This window comes from Segatella sinensis (assembly GCF_040095255.1).
GTDB classification, from domain to species: domain Bacteria; phylum Bacteroidota; class Bacteroidia; order Bacteroidales; family Bacteroidaceae; genus Prevotella; species Prevotella sinensis.
Map to the genome: position 1 here is coordinate 1 of NZ_JBBNGE010000008.1, position 19,917 is coordinate 19,917.

At 42.2% G+C, this 19,917-nt stretch carries 17 protein-coding genes; 3 read left to right on the forward strand and 14 right to left on the reverse strand.

Annotated elements, in window-relative coordinates; translation table 11 throughout:
• Nucleotides 1–78: 78 nt before the first annotated feature.
• From AAAT87_RS03490 to AAAT87_RS03540, 11 genes are all read right to left on the reverse strand, one after another.
• The gene (locus tag AAAT87_RS03490) at nucleotides 79–561 is read right to left on the reverse strand and encodes a toll/interleukin-1 receptor domain-containing protein (protein ID WP_349225623.1); all 483 of its coding nucleotides are present in this window, start codon (nucleotides 559–561) and stop codon (nucleotides 79–81) included.
• Nucleotides 562–585: 24 nt separating this feature from the next.
• Nucleotides 586–1,155: a macro domain-containing protein gene (locus AAAT87_RS03495; protein WP_349225624.1), complete on the reverse strand. Its 570-nt coding sequence runs from the start codon at nucleotides 1,153–1,155 to the stop codon at nucleotides 586–588.
• 10 nt (nucleotides 1,156–1,165) lie between these two features.
• Nucleotides 1,166–2,155, reverse strand: coding sequence for a virulence RhuM family protein/type II toxin-antitoxin system death-on-curing family toxin (locus AAAT87_RS03500; protein ID WP_349225625.1), 990 nt, complete (start codon nucleotides 2,153–2,155; stop codon nucleotides 1,166–1,168).
• Nucleotides 2,156–2,190: 35 nt separating this feature from the next.
• The gene (locus AAAT87_RS03505) at nucleotides 2,191–4,152 is read right to left on the reverse strand and encodes a potassium channel family protein (protein WP_349225626.1); all 1,962 of its coding nucleotides are present in this window, start codon (nucleotides 4,150–4,152) and stop codon (nucleotides 2,191–2,193) included.
• Nucleotides 4,153–4,436: 284 nt separating this feature from the next.
• Entirely contained in the window at nucleotides 4,437–5,402 is a 966-nt protein-coding gene (locus AAAT87_RS03510) for a RyR domain-containing protein (RefSeq protein WP_349225627.1), read from the reverse strand.
• A complete protein-coding gene (locus AAAT87_RS03515; protein ID WP_349225628.1) occupies nucleotides 5,392–5,952 on the reverse strand; it encodes a sigma-70 family RNA polymerase sigma factor in 561 nt (186 codons plus the stop codon). Before AAAT87_RS03515 ends, AAAT87_RS03510 begins: the two co-directional genes overlap by 11 nt.
• Nucleotides 5,953–5,963: 11 nt before the next feature.
• Entirely contained in the window at nucleotides 5,964–6,971 is a 1,008-nt protein-coding gene (locus tag AAAT87_RS03520; protein ID WP_349225629.1) for a toll/interleukin-1 receptor domain-containing protein, read from the reverse strand.
• A 23-nt stretch (nucleotides 6,972–6,994) separates the two neighbouring features.
• Nucleotides 6,995–7,684 (reverse strand): zinc ribbon domain-containing protein, encoded by a 690-nt coding sequence (locus AAAT87_RS03525; RefSeq protein WP_349225630.1) that lies wholly within the window; start codon nucleotides 7,682–7,684, stop codon nucleotides 6,995–6,997.
• 20 nt (nucleotides 7,685–7,704) lie between these two features.
• Nucleotides 7,705–8,469 (reverse strand): M48 family metallopeptidase, encoded by a 765-nt coding sequence (locus AAAT87_RS03530; protein ID WP_349225631.1) that lies wholly within the window; start codon nucleotides 8,467–8,469, stop codon nucleotides 7,705–7,707.
• 110 nt (nucleotides 8,470–8,579) lie between these two features.
• Entirely contained in the window at nucleotides 8,580–9,281 is a 702-nt protein-coding gene (locus AAAT87_RS03535; RefSeq protein WP_349225632.1) for a UpxY family transcription antiterminator, read from the reverse strand.
• 398 nt (nucleotides 9,282–9,679) lie between these two features.
• Complete coding sequence (locus AAAT87_RS03540; RefSeq protein ID WP_349225633.1) at nucleotides 9,680–10,135, reverse strand: GNAT family N-acetyltransferase; 456 nt, start codon at nucleotides 10,133–10,135, stop codon at nucleotides 9,680–9,682.
• A 386-nt stretch (nucleotides 10,136–10,521) separates the two neighbouring features.
• Here AAAT87_RS03540 and AAAT87_RS03545 point away from each other — a divergent pair, with 386 nt between their 5' ends.
• The 3 genes from AAAT87_RS03545 to AAAT87_RS03555 all read left to right on the forward strand — a co-directional run bounded on the left by AAAT87_RS03545 (nucleotide 10,522) and on the right by AAAT87_RS03555 (nucleotide 13,947).
• Complete coding sequence (locus AAAT87_RS03545; protein WP_349225634.1) at nucleotides 10,522–11,487, forward strand: IS110 family RNA-guided transposase; 966 nt, start codon at nucleotides 10,522–10,524, stop codon at nucleotides 11,485–11,487.
• Nucleotides 11,488–12,206: 719 nt separating this feature from the next.
• Nucleotides 12,207–12,692 (forward strand): hypothetical protein, encoded by a 486-nt coding sequence (locus tag AAAT87_RS03550; protein ID WP_349225635.1) that lies wholly within the window; start codon nucleotides 12,207–12,209, stop codon nucleotides 12,690–12,692.
• Nucleotides 12,693–12,957: 265 nt separating this feature from the next.
• Nucleotides 12,958–13,947 carry a DnaB-like helicase C-terminal domain-containing protein gene (locus tag AAAT87_RS03555; RefSeq protein WP_349225636.1) on the forward strand — a complete coding sequence of 330 codons (990 nt, stop codon included), beginning with the start codon at nucleotides 12,958–12,960 and terminating at the stop codon, nucleotides 13,945–13,947.
• A 131-nt stretch (nucleotides 13,948–14,078) separates the two neighbouring features.
• Here the strand turns inward: AAAT87_RS03555 and AAAT87_RS03560 are convergent, their stop codons facing one another.
• The 3 genes from AAAT87_RS03560 to AAAT87_RS03570 form a co-directional block, all read right to left on the reverse strand.
• Nucleotides 14,079–16,697, reverse strand: coding sequence for a UvrD-helicase domain-containing protein (locus AAAT87_RS03560; RefSeq protein ID WP_349225637.1), 2,619 nt, complete (start codon nucleotides 16,695–16,697; stop codon nucleotides 14,079–14,081).
• Nucleotides 16,698–16,977: 280 nt separating this feature from the next.
• Complete coding sequence (locus AAAT87_RS03565; RefSeq protein ID WP_349225638.1) at nucleotides 16,978–19,197, reverse strand: type IV secretory system conjugative DNA transfer family protein; 2,220 nt, start codon at nucleotides 19,195–19,197, stop codon at nucleotides 16,978–16,980.
• A 3-nt stretch (nucleotides 19,198–19,200) separates the two neighbouring features.
• Nucleotides 19,201–19,911, reverse strand: coding sequence for a hypothetical protein (locus AAAT87_RS03570; RefSeq protein ID WP_349225639.1), 711 nt, complete (start codon nucleotides 19,909–19,911; stop codon nucleotides 19,201–19,203).
• Nucleotides 19,912–19,917 lie beyond the last annotated feature (6 nt).

Here is a 19,917-nt window from a genome sequence, read left to right on the forward strand (position 1 = left end):
ATCTGATTCTCATAATGTTAGAAGAAGTACAAGCTTCTTTTTAACTCGAAAATTAGAACACAGAACTGGACACCCTAATTATTTATTCACCACATACATCAAACTCGTTATCAACTTATTGCTTGACATTGCAGGATTACTGAAGTCTATCTGGTCTATATCGGATATGTCAAGGCGGATACTTTTGGCGTATGGGGCATCATCGAGAACAAGAGGGAGGATGGGTTTATTCATGTTCACGGCATAGCCAACCTCACGAATGACGTTGATAGAGGTATTGGAATTGGCAGAACTGATGAAGATGACAGCCTGAGAAACGTCAATGGCATCGACAATTAGTTCCTTGTAGTTGGAACTGCTGTAAATACCTTCCTTGTCAATCCAATACACAATGGCATTTTCTTTCAGAATCTCGCACAGGCAGTCGGCCGCTTCCTTGCGAGAATAACTGAAAAAGACTTGATGCTTCATAGAACTGCGTGCGGGTAACTTTTTGTCTTTGCCGATGAAGGTGGGTTCGGCATCTAGTTCCCCTTCCTCCTGCTTTTTTTTGTATTCCAACAATGCAGCCTTTGCAGCAAGCCTCTAAAAAAGCGTGATATAATCGGACTCTGAGTAGAGGTTGTAGATGTCGTACAGGTACATTTCCACGTTGAGCGACTTGTTCGTGCTTCCAAGATTTCGGGCAATGGCTATGGACATCTGCTCTATCACCTTCTGGATGGGTATCCTGGCAGCTCCAGCACCTATGGCAGGAAAGGCTATGGAAGTGAGGTCCATGGCTTGCATCAACAAGAAGCATTTGTCCACAGCATGTTGCAGGAGATAGTTGAGCACATCCTCTTCTGTCACTTGGTGCGAGTAAATCTCCATCCTACGTTTCTTGTCGATTGTAATGCAATGGAAGACATACTTCTGGCACTCCAGTTTGCCAGCCGTGGTGGCCAGGACATCACCAAGCGGTATGGGTACCATCTTCTGTGCATCCTGGATGATGACATCGCCACCTGCACGAAGAATGGCCCTTGACACACCACCACCCATCGTCACATAACAATCGTCTGAACTGACGATTACCTCTGCCTGTGTGTCAAGTATGCTACCAAACTTTACTGTAAGCGTAGAGTTGTTGAATGTATATTGTCGTGATTCCATGAACTTACCTTTAATGATTCTCCTTATTTATCAAATTCACCACCACTTTCACCATCACATCTTTCTCCTCGGTCCTGCTCTCGGCAATCATCAGCGTGAGTGCAACGAGGGTGTTGTCGGCTATACGCTTGTGACCGTCCTCTGCATATAGCACATGGTTGTTGTTGAGGAACCATAGGAACAGCATGGCGGCAATACGCTTGTTGCCATCGCTAAAGGAATGGTTCTTTACTACGAGGTAAAGCAACATGGCAGCCTTTTCCTCAACTGAAGGATAGAGGTCTTCGCCTCCAAAAGTCTGGTAAATCTGTCCGATGCTACTCTTGAAGGATTCGTCCTTCTCATTAGCAAACCACTGGCTTCCGCCGAACTTCTCCTTCAAGGCATTGATAGCCTCCATCGCATTATCGTAGGTAGCACGGAACGACTCTTCCTTGGTGGTCTTCTGTATGGAGAGGGATTGATAATCGTAGTGGTCCAACGTGTCGAGCGCATAGACATAGTCGCTGATGACGTTGAAGAGTCCGCCGTATTCCCCAGAGGTAACCTTCTCCTGTAAGCCCACGGTACGAGACATCAAGCGCACCACGTCCTTGAGTTCGTTGTAGCGGTCAAACTTTATCTGTTGGTTGATGGCATAGCCCTTGATGAGGTATTGCTTGAGGACAGAAGTAGCCCAACGTCGGAAAGAGGTCGCATTCTTACTGTTCACCCTATAGCCAACGGATATTATCATATCCAAGTTGTAATAAGGAATTTCACGAAGAATACTACGATTTCCTTCTGTTCGAACCTGTGCATTTTTTGCACAGGTTGAATTTTGATCAAGTTCTTCCGACTTGTAAATATTACGAATATGTCGAACTATAGAAGTTCTATCTACTCCAAACAACTCCGCCATCTGGCTCTGAGTCAGCCACACTGTATCATTCTCCAGCTTCACGTTCAGCTGTATGCTTCCGTCCTGAGAGCGGTATATTTCTATGGAATTGTTCATCATTTCAATTATTTTAGTTAGCTTTGCCCGTCGTTTAGTTATTGAGCCATCAATACTGTAGTCTTCACCACTTCATAGTCATAGCTCTGCGTTTCGCAATCTAGTTCTTTCCAATCCCTAATGCATGAATGTTGCTTTGTTACTTCATCGCATGTGCCACTGACAAGTTTCTGAACTTCAGCAGTCATAGGAACATATCCCAACATGATGTGCGAGGCATTCCAGCGCAGATGTTCACATATTGACACGTTGTAGAGACTGATGAGCCATGGAGTGATTTCTTCTTTGTCTATGTCGATTATGGATTTGTCTTTCTTCCAGTTCGGGAGCGAAAGAGAAACTTGTCTTTCTGTGATATTCAGGAGTTTCATCTTTGTGTAGCAGTGCTGACAGTTGGCTTTATCCTGTCCCTCTTTGCGGCGGAGGCTACGTTTCCCATAAATCTTGCCAAGTTTCGTTATTTCCTTTTCGCGTCTTTCATCCCATGTTGTTTTGGAACCAACAGCCTTGCAGTAAGAATTATAGAACTTAACAGCTTCCTCTTCATAATGGTTCTTTACTATTATGTTGTAGCAGTATAGTTCTTTTGTATTACCGAAATATTCCAATGGCGCATATTCGTTTCCAGAACAAAACTCTTTATAAACCTTTACGGCTGCATCAAACTTCACAATGCTGTTGTCGCTGTACATTCTTACAAACACCTTGAAATGCGACATTTTCTTTTTACGGTACAACAGAGCCTTATCCATTATCATTGATGCGATGTCCATGTTGGTCTCATCGCTACCTGCTGCCACTACAATGTAGTTCATTCGTTCGATGTTGGCGTTCAGAAACTTGTCAAATTCTACAGAACCTGCCGAAATATCGTGGAAGAACACTTCCTTGTCTACCAGCATATCCATCCCCGGAACTTCCTGCCAGAATTTGCCCTTTACTGCCGACAGGTTGTTGTCTATAATATGTATCTCAACTGGCGACTTGTTGCCGTCCTTGTCAGCGAATGCGGAATATTCATATAGAAAGCGCAGTGCATCCTGCCCGGTAGAGCCGAAGCCGACAATCATAGCCTTGAACTTGGATGTGACGCAACCTTGCCCCTTGTCTATATCAACGAAATCTATCGGGTGATGCATCTTGTCTGGCTCCATCTTCAGTTGCGTCACTGCGACTCGTGAGTCGTCTATCAGTTTCAATTTATTCTCCCATCGCTCCTCGATAAGACGGTTAAGCATATTTTTTCTTGAGGAACAGTATATGGTCAACTTTGCATTAGCACATACGTTTTTGTTGAGCATATTGATAGCTGCCTTGAGGTTGGCATCCTCATCGGTAGTCAACAAGAAGAAGCGCACTCTAGTCGATTTATCGAGAATTTGCTTTAGTCGATAGATGTTCATCGCGTCAAAGAAGTCGACATTGGTATCTTGTACACTAGATGGACGCAATGAACTGCGCATCATAATGCAGTTGCGCAATCCCGAAATCTTTCTCAATGCATTTATCTTATACGAGAAGAGTCCAAGAATACCACTGAAACTCTGACCCTTTGATGGGGACTCCTCTTGTAATGGAAAGTCAACAAAGATGAAACGTTCCTTCTTATCGCTGCTTTTTGTTATATCGTGTGCTAACACAAAACTACGCTCGTTGAGTCCCCAGAACACGTTAGTTATGTCATCTGAATCTATAAGTCTCCACTTGAAACCTCTATACCAATATAGTATGCGCTTGCCAAAACACAAGACAGCAAACAATGTACTTATAGTCAAGGCTAATGCATGGATAATAGCAAAGCAAAACATATAAAGTTCGCTATCCTTACAGTTATTTGCTATTCCTATCAAGTTTGACTTGGAAAGGAACATCTCAAAGGATGACAATACGGAGCGGAGCATCAAAGTAAAGGTATTTGTGTGTGTTCCCCCGTAGTCGTATCCGATGTAGTAGAGTGCTACACCCCATGTAAACACCATGATGGCTAAAGTAGTAAACACAGAACTTTTTCTTGAAGTCTTGTCTTTTAAACCTTTCTTTAGCAACAAATTCAGCAGATTCCAAACGGAGATTGTGGTCACTACAATCCCAACGGCAACAAGTAAATACCATCCGAGTATGTTCCAGAAGTTCATTTGAATGCCACTTAAGAACTCTTTGATACTATTAAACAGAGAAGAAGTTGGGAAATTGTCTATGAATCTAAAAATATGGCTGTCTGGTTCAGAACTAGCCAACAGACTACAGTTCTTTATAATATTGTCTATACTATAATATATCATGTTCATTTTCTTTTCTTTATCTCAAATCCTAACTTCTTCACCAACTTCAGCGTCTGCATCGCCATCTCTCGGTCATACAACTTCTCGCTTTCTGGCAGATTGCAGTAAGGCACCATATCGGGAGTTTCCTTCTTCTGGTCGTTACGCTCGGGTCCGTATGTCCAGCCTTGATCAGTACGAGCCTTTGCCCATATCTCGTGAGCATTCTCGGCTATGGCCTCTTGCAGTTCGGTGAGGTCGTCGTCAAGAGAAACATCATCAAGACTTATTGGGTATGGCTCATAAATAAAGCGGTCGGTGGTATTCACAACTACAAGATAATGGTTGGATTGCGCCCAAGCCTTAACGAAAGATGCAAGGTGATAGGTGGTGAGTTCCTCTTCGGTATAAGGATTGAAGAGGGTTATTTCATCAGACTCTACAGAAATGGAACTGATAGCTACGGCATGGTTGGGCAGTGTGGTGTCCTCTACCACGTCATGAAGTAATTGAGAGTTATCAATTACGGCTATCAATTGGTTACCATTTGCTAAAAGGCGAGCAATATCTTCTATCGTGGATTCGTAGCGACGGCTGACAGACAGGTTGTTCTTCTCCAAGAGCCTACCTATATTATATAGTGGCATGCCTTTGTCTTTTAGCCAGCAGTTGCGGTAGGCATCGTCGAGGAGTGTCTTGTGTGTGGTCTCTATGCCAAACTGATGGAGGATAAACTCTTCACACTCTATATCGCAAAGATAATTTTCCTTCTGCTTGGCTGCCATGGCTGTCATGGGGACAGGTTTTGTTATGGCAGGTTTCAAGGTTGCCATATCTTCATCCACTTCACTTGCAATGCGAATGATTTCCTGTAAATTTTCATCTTGTCCTGCAGCTTTCAACACACGCATGGTGTCTTCCGCTGACGTGTTGCCGTCCAAGAAGGCAGACAACAGTTCATCTGATGTAATAATATGATTATCGTTCATAATGCTTTTTGTCTTTAAGTGCAACTTTTGTGAGAGCCAGTATCGCTCTGCGTTTGATATTATAGAGGTTGTCCACGGTCACGCATAGTTGTCGTGCCACCTCATCCGGCGTTCTGTCTTCTATCATCAGCAGACGGATCACCAATGCGTAACGTTGGTTCTTCATCTGTCTTAATAGTGTCTCCATATCCATTCGTGCTTGTGAACTTTCTGCCAACGATAGTTCACGATGACTATTGTTAAGAGGTTCTTGGCTCTCGTCATCTATCACTTTTGCCTTGCTTTTCAGCAATAGGCAATGTCTTATGGCAGTGGTCTTTAGCCACTGGTAGAGCGTACTTTCAAACTTAAACGAGCGCAACTTCTTCGCATCGTTCTCCATAAGGAGTATGTATAACTCGCTGATTATCTCGTCGTAATCAACTATCTGTGTCCCGAACACTCGCCTGATGACACTAAGGAATAATGGACGGCAATCCTTGAAGAAGAATTGCGCTGTTACCTTAGGGTCATGGACGATGAGGGAGGATATTATTTCTTTGTCTGTCATATTATGTCAGTTTAAAATCCCCAAAAGGAAGTAATGATTGTTGCCTTTAATAAGGGTATGAAATCATCTTGCATCTTTGTTAAATCATTCCTTTTTTGTAATTCCTGTATGCAGATGTCTAAATCTGATTTTAATGATTCAATCCTTTGTTCTTTTTTATTTGCATTGAATGCAAAAGAGTTTTTATGATCTTCAGGTATGGCCATATAACAATCGTCAATTATGTCATTAATAAAATCCGCATTCTGTTCTGCTTCAGAATTACCTGTAGAGAAAGCGACATATGCTAAAACTAAGGGCTTGATGACAATATATTTTAAGTAGACTTCTCCAAATTCCTTGTTCTGAGCCATGTCTCTTTTGTCTATATCCTTTAGATACCATGACATGTATTTGTTTCCCTCTTTTCCTGCATTATCCTTAAATGATTTCAATGAGTTCCATTTGTTTATGTTTTCAACAAACTCATTAGACGCTTTGTATTTGTATCCATTTGTTGGTGAAGGTTTAATAATTATGATACCAATTATGCACAATACAACAAGTATTATATATCCAACCTTTCTCTTTAGACTTATCTTCTTGTGCAGAAAACGTTTTTTTAATTCTTGATAAAAAGCATTGAAATAAATTCGATCATATTTTGGTCCGTTTTTCTTAGTAACTCCTGATATGTCATCAGGTAGTCCGTCAGGAAATTCATTAATGTCAGATAAGAAAACAGGAATTATGTTCTTTCCTTTTTCTAATGCATGGGCAAGTTCACATCTCAACCAATCTTTCTGGCGTGGAATTTTTTCAATAATTGTTCTGTCGAAAGCTTGTTTGTCTACAATTAAAATAAAGTCCTTACATAAGTCAATACGCTCATATAATTGTGTATCGAAATCTCCACTTCTTAAAGTGTCAATGTCGAAACTGACTCTGTAACCATCTCGTGTTAATAAATCAGACAAGTGTTTAGCTGTATCATATCCACCTTCACGTCGATAGCTAATAAAAACATCGTATTTCTTCATTTCTATTTAATTTCAATTGAACTTTACAATTCTGTTCCACACTCTGAGCAAAACCTCTGTCCGTCCTTCACTTCTGCTCCGCATTTCGGGCACGTCTTTGCATTCTTCGTCCTGTCGAAGCTACCATCTTTCTTTGCTTGCTTGTAGGCGGCTTTGCCCTCTTTCACCATATCCTTAATATTTGATTCCTTGATGATGTCGCGGATAATGTGCTTGGTATCATCCGACTCCGAAACCTTTAGCGTACCGTCAGGTTGCATCATCCGGGTGATGAGTTTAAGGTAGATGATAGCAGAGACATATACTATGGTATAACCAAGGGCAGCGTTCATAGCTACAGAAACGACTTGGGCACCAGGGATTATGGAAACGATTGACGAACCAATGAGTACGGCGACAAAAGCACCTGCACTTGTTATCAAGTTTGTGACTATGGCAGAACCAATAAATTTTGCCGTGTTCTCTGACATGGATATATCGAGTGTCTTGTTAATCTTGACGTATGTTGCCCATACGAAACCTGCTTGGGTCAATGCCGCAGCCACTCCTGCAAATCCAGGAGCAACGCCAGCCACGCCACTCGCTATAGCAGCAGCTATGGCATAACCGCTGATAGTCTCACTGATACAGGCAATCTTTGTTCCGTCGAGAGTACCTTGCATCGCCTTGTCAAGTTCCTGACAGGCCTTTGCTAAAAATGGAGCTATATTCATTATATGAGTATTTTTCTTTGTTATAGTTTATGTCCGCAATGCTGGCAGAACTTCCATGATGCATCTATCGCCTTATGGCAATGAGGGCATACGGGATTATTCTTGACCATGTTCTGATAATCCTCGCTCTCTACCCATTTCAACATCTCTCTGACACGGACAGATGTAAAAGGATGGTCTTGATCCATCACTGCGTAGGTCTGCAATGTCTTGTTCCACAAACCGTTCTTGCAGAAAGCATCATAAAGGTCGGCTTGCTCAGCCAGTTCTTCGAGATTGAGTTCAGAAGTGATTGATTTCGGACCGCCAGCTAAGCGTGCCAACATCGATGCTGTAGCCTTTGGACCAACGATATAGGCTGCTGCACGGTCGCAGCTCAATTCGCTCTTGCGTTGCCAATACATCAAGGCATAGTGGATAGGCACAGCGAGTTTTGCCAACGTCTCGAACATACCCGAAGCATTGGCAATAATCTGTGCCAATGTATGATATAGCATGTGACGACAGGCGATATGCCCACATTCATGAGCGACCACGCCTATCAGTTCTTCTTCTGACATCATATCCACCAAGGCTGATGTGATGGTGATTGCAGTCTGCGTGTCTCCAAAAGCATAAGCGTTTGGAGCCGGATTCATTTCCAGATAGAATTCTGGCTCCTTGATTTCCAACTGTTCACATATTGGTGGCAAAATGTTATAGAGCCGAGGCAATTGTGTGGGAGAGAGCTTTACCTTTGAGGCCATATTTAATCCTGTCTGCAACTGTTCGGCTCCTATATCCATAACTTTCTTCACTATTGTCGAAAGCATTGGTATGGCCTTTAAAGCCTTCAGTGCTGCAGCATCTTCAGGATGGATAAATTCGGTATATTGCATGACTAGTTACTTTTAGCTTAAAATGTTTCAATAATTTGAATAAAGTCATTTGGTATATAGGCTGTTGCCACAGTACAAACACCTTCAAGAACGACAAACACTCGCTGTTGGCCTGCAGCTCTACCAACACGTCCAATAACTCCGGTAAACGGACCATCTATCACTCTCACCAAGTCACCGCTTTTGAAATGACAACGTTTGGGTAGTACTACCATGATATGCTCGCTGTTTACACTTGTCAGCTTGATGAAATTTGTCATATCATTGTCGGGAATCGTAACAGGAGGGTTCTTTCCTGTATATTTCTCTACTTCTTTTGTTTTGTCTGTATAGTATTTAAGCCAAGAAGCAGTAACGGATGGCTTCTTTACAAACTCATGCGATTTCTCGCGTGTCATATATGCAAAAATAAGATTGGGAAGCAAAGGCTCATGAACGAGTTTTCGCTTCCCATTTATTTCTTTAATGACATAATGCATCGGCAAGTATGTCTCTACATTCTTGGCTTTAAAATATTCAAGGGCTTTTTCTGTCCTACCATAAGTTGCACGCAGAACAAACCATTGCTTCTTTCCGTTTGGCACACAATCCGAGGACACCCCTGTATGGGAGTTCTCGGTCTTTAGACCTTGAACTTCGGGGGAGGTGTTGGAGATAAGTCCAACACTGGAGGGATTTTTACCGCCTCTTCGGTTGTCTGCATTAGGCAATGCGTCCATTTAACTCTACAGTTATTCAGTAGAAGATAAAATCTCAAATATTGTCTTCTGTTATCAAAGACTCTATTTAGTAAAGAATGTCAGTTGAAGATGCTGTTACAAAAGTATCTTTTTAATAACAACATCAGACACTCAATTAAATTAAATGCAAAAATACAGAAATTAATTAAAAATAAGAAAAAAATAGTTCAAAATAGGAAAACTAGAAAACTATTTTACGCTTATTTAACACAAAATCGTTTATCTAACTATAATGAACTATATTTTTTTGCGCATAAATAGATTTTTTATGAGTCAACTTGAAAAAGTGCCTTCGAAACAGAGGGGTACCTCAAAATACTTACAGTTGAGTCTTGAATCAACCGAAGGCTCTCGTTAAGGGTTGTTAATGTTTATGTTCAATAGTTGCTGCTTTTGAGAAGCTCTATCTGAATCTTGAAAGGCAATTCCTGAATCAGTTTTAGTGCTGGCTCGTTACAGTCGTTGATTCTTGCAATGATGTTTCTGTAGGGCTTGCCATCTTTCTGCAGGAACTCATGTAGTGCTCTGCTCATGATATCCCGTCCCCAATACTTTGGTGAGAGGGCAAATACAAGGTAAGCGGTTGGTCCTAGTATATAATCGAACCCAACTATTCCTATAGGTGCACTATTTCCGTTAAGAATTACATAGACCTTGCCTGGTTCGCTGCCTTCTTCATTGACTCCAGAGATGAAAACAAAATACTCACGAGCATCATTTTCTGTTTGAAAAGAATGACTCATGAGCTTTGTTACTTCTGAATCATGGAAGAGTTCGTAGAGAAAGGGAATGTCCGATTCCCCTATTCTTCTTAGGATGTAACTTGTTTCCATAGCTGTATGCGCATTATCGTTGAACTTTATGAAGTGACATTGTGAAACCACAACGCATGCAACGGGTACTCTCAAGAGGTCTTGCACCTGGGTAAGCCTCTTGGTATCTGAAATGATGATCGTCACGGATCAAATCATGGTGTGGACATTTGAGTCCTTTAATTTCTCTTATCATTGTATATCAATTTTTATTATTATCTTTGCATAAAATTACAACATCAGGGTGTGGAATAAGACCGACTACTCATTAGTCCCACAGATCGTAAACTATGTTCCGTCCCCACACCCTTACATCAGAATCTGGATAGTTCAAAGGGCATAGACCCCGTATTTGCAATGATAGCTCATGATGTATAGATGTTTGTTTAAATATAAATATTACGACTATGACTTACGTAGGAATTGATGTCAGCAAGGCAACTTTCGTTGTCGCTTACTCATCTGCCAAAGGCAGTGAAACCAAAACTTTCAAGAATACCGTCAAAGGTATTCGAGAGTTTATCCAGACCATATCTCCAAAAGAGAACCATTGTGTATTGGAAGCAACAGGCAACTACAGTATGTTACTTGTTTATTTGCTCTCCAAGGCAGGTTTTGTTGTCAGTATGGAGAATCCTCTGAAGATAAAGAACTTTGCACGTGTCATGCTCTCAGTTGTCAAGACTGATGAGATTGATGCTCGCCTCATAGCCTTATATGGTGAGAGAATGCAGCCTGCTCCATTCAAACTTCGCAATGACTCCATCTTGTTGCTTAAGCAGAAACGCACTGTATTGCGTCAACTAAAGAAGCAACTTACAGCCAACACAAACCTAGAAGGTTCGCTTAAAGTCCTGCCATTCATTGATTCTAAAAGCAAGAAGGTTCTTGAAAAGACCATCAAGTTTCTACAGAAACAAATCAAAGAAATGGAGGAAGAGTTAACCTCCTTGGCTGAGATTGAGTACAAGAAACAGATGGATTTGCTCACATCCATTAAGGGAATTGGAGCGACACTTGCAGCAGCACTCATAATTGCCACAGGTGGATTCACCTACTTTGATAACGCCAAGCAACTTACTCGATACTTGGGATTGTCGCCTACTTACCAACAGTCTGGTACGTCAGTCAATGTCAAAGGTCACATCAATCGCAATGGAGATGCTCACTTGCGAAGCCAGCTTTATATAGGAGCCATGGCATCATTACGGTGCAACACCGAATGCAAGGCATGCTTTGAACGATTGCGATCTAACGGCAAGCCTGGGAAAGTTGCAATCATTGCCGTTGCAAACAAACTCATTAGGCAAGCCTTCGCTGTGGTAACACAAGAGAAGCCCTATGTTGATGGGTATAAGTCTGCAAAGCCATAAACCATCTCTCCTGCTGAGGGAACGCCTTGGCGGCTAGGGGCTGAGCAGTCAGCCCCGACGAGCCTCTATGTACCTACGAAAAAGCATATTTATGCTAAATTTCGTTAACAGTATTCGTTTTTTTTATTATAGTTCATAGTTTTATTCATTTTTATATATACAAAGAGTCGAGTTTACTTCTTTTTCTATCATTAAACGAATGAGTCCACTTGAAAAAGTCTGAGCACTATCAATTTGAAAGTTATATAGCACGGTCTTCATATGACCTAAAGGTCACACGAAGACCTCTTTAGTTTCATTTTAAACCTTAGTCTCTTCGCCCTTTGATATATAGACAGGGCTGATGAACAATTTAAAAAAGAAATTCAGGAAAAATCAAAGCGTAGTGACAAGTTCTGACAACATTCTCTAAACCTACGTTTGAATAGAATCTGTTATCATGGGTTTACTCTTTGTCTCTATTGCTGTTTCTTTTCTTTCGATGTTATATAGCCTTATATATCTTCTCTGCAGTTGAAGGGTATAGCATGAGGACAACTTGATAGTTAGCGATGAAATCGCGAAATCTTATGTTTTTTAGCGCTGTGCAGATAGGATGCACTGATTTTTTCTACCTTTGTGGCAAATAATGAAGAAAAATGAGACGCCGTATCTATAATTTTTGTACTTTTACAGTCTGAAAACGGATATGGTCGTCCGCTAACTTAAAAAAGTAGCTTATGAAACAGGGTTATTTCTTATTGATCACATTGATGTTTTCCATGGGGTTGCAGGCTCAGACTCTTAAGGAAACTATCAGAGGAAAGTTTGGGGAATACCAGGGTACATCTGAAACCAGAGTGCGTGGTGGAAAAACTACCACTGTCTACAGAGACAAGTATGGAGTGGTGACTGGAACCTCGGAAACCAGGACCAATCCTTTAGGCAAGACCACTACTATTTATCGTGATAAGTATGGCCAGAAAACAGGTACTTCCATCAGCAGGACAAAGGGGGCATTTTCACCAACCACCACTACTGTTTACAAGGATAGATATGGACAGAAAACTGGAACCAGCATTTATCGTCATTCAGGTAACAAGGGTACCATCACCTATCGTGACAAGTATGGTCAGGTTACTGGCAGAGGACAGGTAAGGGGAAGAATACCGTCTAAGAGTTCTTCTTATTCTTATTGGGTGAGTAGTAGTAAATCAAAAAGATAATTGGAGGTGAAGATCATGAAATTCGGATTTAGAACACCATCACTTAAGCGCAGTATCTCTGCCTGAACTACTGGAAGAGCCAAGCGTGCTATCAAACGTGCTATCATTCCTGGTTATGGGAGAAGAGGGATTGGCTTGCTGACCAATCCCAAGAAATCTCTCTATAATAGGGTGTATCGCAGAACCACTTTTGGACTTGGGGATGTTCTCAAATTCCTTTTTGGTAAATAATAGGTTTAATATATGATTTTTTTTAATATAGAAAATGGAAGAAAACGTCAAACCCATATCTCAGCTGCTGCAGACTGTTGGATATCAACTTATTAATGCGGCTGCTAACAAGAATTTCAACACCTTTAGAAGTGGTATCAGGCATCTTGATGAACTCTTGAGGAACTTCTATTCGGGAACATTGGTGACGATTGGTGGAATGTGCGGAATGGGGAAAACCTCTTTTGCGCTCAATCTGGTAAATGAATTTGCCATCAAGCAGCAACATCCTGTGCTCTTCTTTTCTTTAGAGGGTACATATACTTCTTGGACCAATAGGCTCCTGTCTATTGTCTGCAATATCAAGACTACGGCATTGAATTCAAGAGAACTCAATGCTGACGAATGGGTGGCCTTCGATAAGCTATCAAGATCTGCAGAAAATGCTCACATATATCTGGAAGCCAAGATGATTAACCATATAGACAAGTTGTGTGAGATGGCCCGTGAGGTTAAGGAAAAGCATGACATACATATCATATTCATTGATTATGTACAGCTGCTCAATGCAAGGGACGGATATTCAGACAATCGTTATCTTGACTTGAACTACATCACTCGCCGCTTGAAAGAGCTGGCCAAGGAGCTGGAGGTTCCTGTGGTCATTCTTTCCCAGTTGAATCGTCACAGGATTGATGGTGAAGGATTGGAGGAGAAACGTCCGCGTCTGGCTGATTTGAGGGATAGTGGAACTGTGGCAGATGACAGTGATATGGTTATCTTGTTGCATCGTCCAGAGTATTATCATATTTATTCGGATGAGCGGGGAAATGACCTTCATGGTCTGATAGAGATAAGTGTGCCCAAGAATCGACTGGGACCTTTGGGACGTTGCTATGCCAAGTTCAATACTTCTACTGGTTTGATGAGTGATGCATCAGATTTGGTTGATAACATGGGTTTTGAAGTTTCTGATCAGTTAAAGAAGAAAGGCAGCATTCCACCACCTCCTTTATCTGATCCAATGGGGCCGCTACCGTTTTGATGGTTGGTATTTTCCAATATTTGGTAGTGACAGGGAGTCTTAATAGCTTTGTTCACCATAAGGAATATATAAAATGTGCAGACCTAGTTATTTAGTCTGCACATTTTTCTTTTTTGAATTTCTCCTGTAAGTTAAAAGCTGACACCCAGCTTCTGAAGGCGCATGACTATTGATGTCTGACTACGTCCCATGAGTTGAGAGATCTGCTTGATACTCATGCCATCTGAGAATAGCTTCAAGAGATATGCATCTCCCTTTCTGCCCCATCGTTTATTGGCATTCTTATGAGGGCTATAATCCTCTTTGAGTCTTTCCGGATGGAGGAATTCCGTTACGAAGACGGAAGGACACTTGGTGTGATACATGATGAATGTTCTTGTCTTGGCTCTTGTGATTGCCACATAAAACAAACGCCGCTCCTCTCCATAAGGGTATTCATCACCCTTGCCAAGAATGAGATTGAGAATAGGATCATCATTCATCAGTGATGGAAAACCAAAGGTATCTTTATTGCATTGAAGCAAGATGACATAATCTGCCTCCAGTCCCTTTGACTTATGAACCGTGAGGAACTCTATTTCCCTTCCGTTGATGATATAGAAGAACTTGTTGCCTCTTTTCACGCTTTGGAAGTTATGGGACAGATAGTAGTCATCAAAGGAATATCTACCAAGGAGGAATACGGATTTGTCACTTGGAATGCTGGCTATGATACTGCTGACAGTAGATGCATAGTTATATCTGTCATATTCATAGAACAGCATATCTGTATGGGCCGATTCATTGAATGGAGAGATGTGCTTTGCTATCTGTACCGGATTTCTCTGGATGAACTCAGAAGACAGTTTTACCAGAGGATTACCGAATCGATAGGTGGTTTCTATCTTTTTCAAGTCCGTATGCCCAAAGAAGCTTTCGAAATCCGTAAACAAAGAGAGGTCACTTCCGGAGAATCGGTAGATGGATTGCCAGTCATCTCCCACACAGAAAAGCTTGGCCTTAGGTTCACCTTTTCTCAGGGCTTGCAGAAATCTGTATCGATCCATGGATATATCCTGGAACTCATCTACAATGATATACTCATAAGGACTTTGTTGCCATTTCTCACAGAGCTTGGTAGCTTCAAGGATGATGTCCGTAAAATCCTTCTGCTGGTTATTCTCCATACACTCCACATACTTCTCATACACTGGGCAGATGATGTTATCAATGATGAATAGGCTTCTCTCGTCATGTGCCTTATTGGCCAGGTTCCTGATTTCAGAAATACTCTTGCAGTTGGTTTTCATCAGTGTAATGAAGGTAACTGCGAGGCGGATGAATACCTTTTCCTCCTTGCTGTTTTTAGGCAGAACCATATCATAGAGCTTTTCTCCTGGTATTTCTGCAAATGGAACACCTTCTTTCTTTAAAAGCTTTTTTACTTTTTCTGCTATATCGAAATAATGGAAATCAGCACTGCTGGTTTCTATGAGCGTGGTACCAAACTTTCTGTGGAGTTCTCTTTTCCAGGTGATTCCATCGCCATATCGCTTATTGCATTCCTCGTATGAAATGCCTTTGCTTTCAGCAAACCACATGGGAACCATACCGTGCTCGTCCACGCCAAAATTTTCCAGGTAGAGTCGCTTCTGAATGCCATTTTTCTCATAGTGAATACTGAAATCAGGTCTGTACTGGCTATGATATTCGTCTAAGACCTGATGCTCATAAGCTTCTTCATATCTGAATTTGAGCCCAAGAGAGGAAAGAACAAAGCATAGCTTTTTCTCCTCTTCACTTCTTACGTAAACAGGTTTGCCATCCATGTCTGGCATTACAGCCTTGATTCTGTTATCTTTCATGGAGGCAAGTTTTTGGCGTTTTTGCTTTAATCTTTTCTCTTCATCGGTCTCCTGTACCTGGTAGTCGATGAAATATACCAGAATTGCCTGCTTGAATTTTTCATCCTCAAGGAGTTGATGGAAGATTGAAACAAAGAGGGAATCTGTATTGTCACAGATGCTCGGTTTGGCTTTCTGCTCCCTGGCGATGATATCCAATGCCAATTTGTGGAAGGTATAACCTCTTAGCCCCTGGATATCCATTCTGTCTGTCAATTCTGCTGCAGCCTTGTTGGTATAGCTGATGAGCAAGATCTTTTTGGGATCTACGTGCTTGATTTCAGTTAGATATTTGACCTTTCCTACAATAGAGGAGGTCTTGCCACTGCCGGCACTGCTTACTACCAGGCAATTGTCTTCCTCTGAAATGATAGCCTTTCTCTGTTGCAGGTCCAAAGGATACTTGAGGATATGGTCAAAGAAGTCCTTCGTAGTTTTGATGTTTCTATCTTCCTGCTGGGCATTGTGCTGCTTAACCAGGTTGGATATGTGTTCATATTGATAGATGAAGTCTGTTATCTTTTCATCTGTGATGGAAAAGATATTCATTCTTTTAAGGAGTGAGCTAAGTTCCACGTAGAGGGGATTGAAGAAGTCTTTAATTTCTCTTTCATTTTCATGGGAAATGAAAGAGTCTGCAAACTTGCTCTCAACGAAGTCATTTATGTCATCATGACTCTTGGGTCTCCCGTTTATTTCATTTTCTAGCTGTCTCTTTCCTGCGTCGTAACCATAGAGCTCTTCTGTGATTGATTCATTTTTATCCTTCACGATAGCTTGAAGCCGTCTTCTGATGCAGACGTACAAACTGACAGCTATCATAATGATGGCTGCTAATCCGAGAACTATTGGTATGTTTATGGACATATCTGTCATTATAGATTCAATTAATGTTTTCTTACTTCTAATCAGTTAGATTCATGATACTGATTGTTTTCATCTTTTTTCTGCTGCAAAGATAATAAAAAAACTGATACAATAGAACTCTAAGACTGAAAAAGAGGGCTCATGGAAAAATATGTTCTTGAATTGACGAGCAATATCGTCATAGTTAATAGTTGAAGCAATTGTTTCAAGATAGTGATATGATGCGAAAACATAAAGGTTTATGGATAGGAGTCCGCATTTTGCAGACTCCTATCCATAGTTATTTGGACGCAGGAGCTTCCATTTTTCCTGACTTGCCGTATTCTGTCTGTATCTTCTTGATCATATCTTTCACTTCCTGATCGATGCGGTTGAAGTTGTTATAGAGGATACGTTCCTTGGCATCAGTGGACTTGAAGTTATAGAATATGGGGAGAGGGTAGTTCTTGTAGTCTGCTTCCTCTGCCTTGATCTCGTCCATGTTGAAGTTTGTCTTGCAGAAGAACTTGGAGGTTTTGAACTCTTCTGCTTCCTGGATATTCATGGAGCCGTTCTTGCCGGTTTGGGTAACAGTGAAGTCTCTGGCTGTCTGTCCGCAGATCCAACCGGATGCCATGTCACTGATTTTTGAAGCTGGTACCAGGCTATCCATGTTCTCATTGAGGTTGATGGATGTACGGTCTCTATCAATGGTGATACCCTTTTTGAGCTGGACAACCTTACCGAAAATATCACCTGAGAGCCAATCCAGGGTATCCTTGCTTCTGGCCGAACCACTGATGACATTACCCACAGTGGTGATGATTTTGTCTTTACCCACCTTACCATAGTCGGCTTCCAGCTGTGGAAGTTCCTGAAATCCCAGCGTTACTGCCACCTTGTTGCTTCGGGCAGTACCAATGAGACGGTCTATCTTGTGGAAATAGAGAGTCGGCAGCTCATCCACAATGATGCTTACAGGGACGTTCTTGCCCTGTCCACTGTTGACTCGGGTTACCAGACGGTTGAGAATCAAAGCATTCAGAGCTCCAATGATACTTTCCATTTCCGGGTCATTGGCGATAAGCAGATAGCTTGGATTTTTAGGATCAGAAACCTTCAGGTCGAAATCATCTCCGCTGAACACCCAGTAGGCTTCCTTGGTAGCTAGGCGCGATGTCTGAACTCGAAGCGTACCGATCATACCTTCCAGCTGTTCCATGGCTTTGTTGTCGAAGGCTGTCTTGAATGGTCCCAGGAGTGGATAGACCTCTGGGTCTGTGACCAGAACCTCGAAAATCTCCTCATAGGAATGGTTCAGGAAGGATAGCACATGAGGCATGTCGGAGTACTGGCCTTTCCAGTAGGCAGGTTCTACCAGTTTATCCATTTGTCCCAGGCAGCCTTTGGCATACACTCTACCTGTAAGACGCTTATGGTGTGTCTCCGGGTCTTCGCTATATTCAGCATCCAGTTCATTACCCTGTTCATCGTATGGCTTCTTGCCGTAGTTGACGAAGAAATAGATACAGGCGGCCAGGAAGTTGGTAGCGGATGTCTGGAAGAACTGGTCGCTACCTCCTCCAGAACCTTTTTGACCTTTCTGAAGAGATTCTATCAGGGTTTCGGCAGTTTCCTGGGCGGCAGCCAGGTTGCCGATATACTTCTGCTGGATAGGGTTGACCCTGCAGCTGTATTCCACGTTAACGAAGTTGATGATTCGGAACTTACATCCTTCGGGGAGTCTGTTCTGTTCCTTGTTCTTTCTATAGTGGTAGTAGAGCTTGGTTGCCAAAGTGGGGAACTTATAGTCATACACCACCATGGAGAAGCCCTTTTTGGAGTGCTGCCTGATATAGGGTTCTATCACCGAGAAGGTCTTACCGGAACCAGGAGTTCCCACAACCCATGTTCCTCTGAAGGGATTGATAATGTTGATCCAGCCATGTCGGAACTTCCCCTGGTAGTAGAATCGCATCGGGATATTTACGGAGTAGGCGTTGCTGACACATTCTGTAGATTGCTCGAAACTCTCGTTCTCCAGGTTGAACCGGTCTTTGAGCATGCCGCTTCTGAAGTATTTGGAAATGTTGTCCAAGGCTACATGTACCAGAATCGTTCCTACTATGGAGAGCAGCATATATAGCCAGATGTTTCCCCTCAGGATTCCTATCTTGAAGTTCCAGTCCCAGTAGTAGATACCCACGGACAAAAGGGTAATCAGGAGGCCGGAGGATATAGGCCAGAAGACCATGCGCCTGGCATCATACTCAATCTGTTTCTTGTTCTTGGTGCCGATGCAGGTGATGATGACCATGATCAGGGTCACGATTTTGCTGTAGGGCAGGAACTGATACACAGACAGATGCTGGAGTTGGCGGTGGATACCCGTAATGATGCCTCCCAGGAAGTCCAGGTCTTCGGGACTGAAGGCATACATGAAGAATTCCAGCAGGAGTGTCACGTAAATGACGCCCCTAAAGAGGGTATAGGTTCCCTGTAATTCTTTTGATTCTTCCATTTCTTACTTGTTATGTTTGACACTGATGGCTTTTTGCATCCATCGTTTCTGCGAGGATGTGACAATCTCTGTCATGGATCTGGTGCGCTTGGGATTACCCCGAAGTTCAAACCACGAGTCCATGAGGGTGGTATAGGATACAAGCCTGTTCATCTTCCTCATCTTGTAGTTAAGAGACCTCAGGCTTCTTCTGACATTGCTCATGCCCTGGATTCTCTCCTGGGTGGTCATCTTTGCATTCTGATCCTTATCTTGCTTCAAGGGTACCAGATGCTGGATGTCTCCTGCTATCTGGATACCGTTTTCTACAATATCCGTATAGATATTGTTCTTCCGCTCAGAAACAGCCACTGCAATGAGGTTGGCAGGACAAGCAGAGCTGGTCTGCTTGAGCTGACGGATGTTTTTGAATGCCTGATCCACCTCGAAATAGATACCATAAGCTTCTGCAGCGATGCTTAAGATGTCACCAAAACTGTCAAGATAGTCATTGAACTGCTTCTGAAAATCAGTGATTTCTTCCATTTCTTCCTTCAGGAACTTATGACCGGTGAGATTGAGTCCCATGGCTTTCTTCTGAGCCAGCAGAGTTTGCTTGGCTTGCTTGGCATAGGTGGTGAAAAGCGCGGCTCTTGTCACATCTCCTCCGCTCAGGGCCTTTGCCTGGAGAGAAAGGAGGAGAAATACTCCCAATAATATGATATATTGCTTCATCTCTTC

What these genes read in the sequence shown, in the direction of transcription:
- AAAT87_RS03500 (WP_349225625.1), bottom strand. Translation starts at nt 2,155, where the DNA reads ATGATGAACAATTCCATAGAAATATACCGCTCTCAGGACGGAAGCATA.
- AAAT87_RS03555 (WP_349225636.1), top strand. Translation starts at nt 12,958, where the DNA reads ATGGAAGAAAACGTCAAACCCATATCTCAGCTGCTGCAGACTGTTGGA.
- AAAT87_RS03530 (WP_349225631.1), bottom strand. Translation starts at nt 8,469, where the DNA reads ATGGATATAGGAGCCGAACAGTTGCAGACAGGATTAAATATGGCCTCA.
- AAAT87_RS03565 (WP_349225638.1), bottom strand. Translation starts at nt 19,197, where the DNA reads ATGGAAGAATCAAAAGAATTACAGGGAACCTATACCCTCTTTAGGGGC.
- AAAT87_RS03540 (WP_349225633.1), bottom strand. Translation starts at nt 10,135, where the DNA reads ATGGAAACAAGTTACATCCTAAGAAGAATAGGGGAATCGGACATTCCC.
- AAAT87_RS03560 (WP_349225637.1), bottom strand. Translation starts at nt 16,697, where the DNA reads ATGTCCATAAACATACCAATAGTTCTCGGATTAGCAGCCATCATTATG.
- AAAT87_RS03550 (WP_349225635.1), top strand. Translation starts at nt 12,207, where the DNA reads ATGAAACAGGGTTATTTCTTATTGATCACATTGATGTTTTCCATGGGG.
- AAAT87_RS03515 (WP_349225628.1), bottom strand. Translation starts at nt 5,952, where the DNA reads ATGACAGACAAAGAAATAATATCCTCCCTCATCGTCCATGACCCTAAG.
- AAAT87_RS03570 (WP_349225639.1), bottom strand. Translation starts at nt 19,911, where the DNA reads ATGAAGCAATATATCATATTATTGGGAGTATTTCTCCTCCTTTCTCTC.
- AAAT87_RS03525 (WP_349225630.1), bottom strand. Translation starts at nt 7,684, where the DNA reads ATGAATATAGCTCCATTTTTAGCAAAGGCCTGTCAGGAACTTGACAAG.
- AAAT87_RS03520 (WP_349225629.1), bottom strand. Translation starts at nt 6,971, where the DNA reads ATGAAGAAATACGATGTTTTTATTAGCTATCGACGTGAAGGTGGATAT.
- AAAT87_RS03535 (WP_349225632.1), bottom strand. Translation starts at nt 9,281, where the DNA reads ATGGACGCATTGCCTAATGCAGACAACCGAAGAGGCGGTAAAAATCCC.
- AAAT87_RS03545 (WP_349225634.1), top strand. Translation starts at nt 10,522, where the DNA reads ATGACTTACGTAGGAATTGATGTCAGCAAGGCAACTTTCGTTGTCGCT.
- AAAT87_RS03510 (WP_349225627.1), bottom strand. Translation starts at nt 5,402, where the DNA reads ATGAACGATAATCATATTATTACATCAGATGAACTGTTGTCTGCCTTC.
- AAAT87_RS03495 (WP_349225624.1), bottom strand. Translation starts at nt 1,155, where the DNA reads ATGGAATCACGACAATATACATTCAACAACTCTACGCTTACAGTAAAG.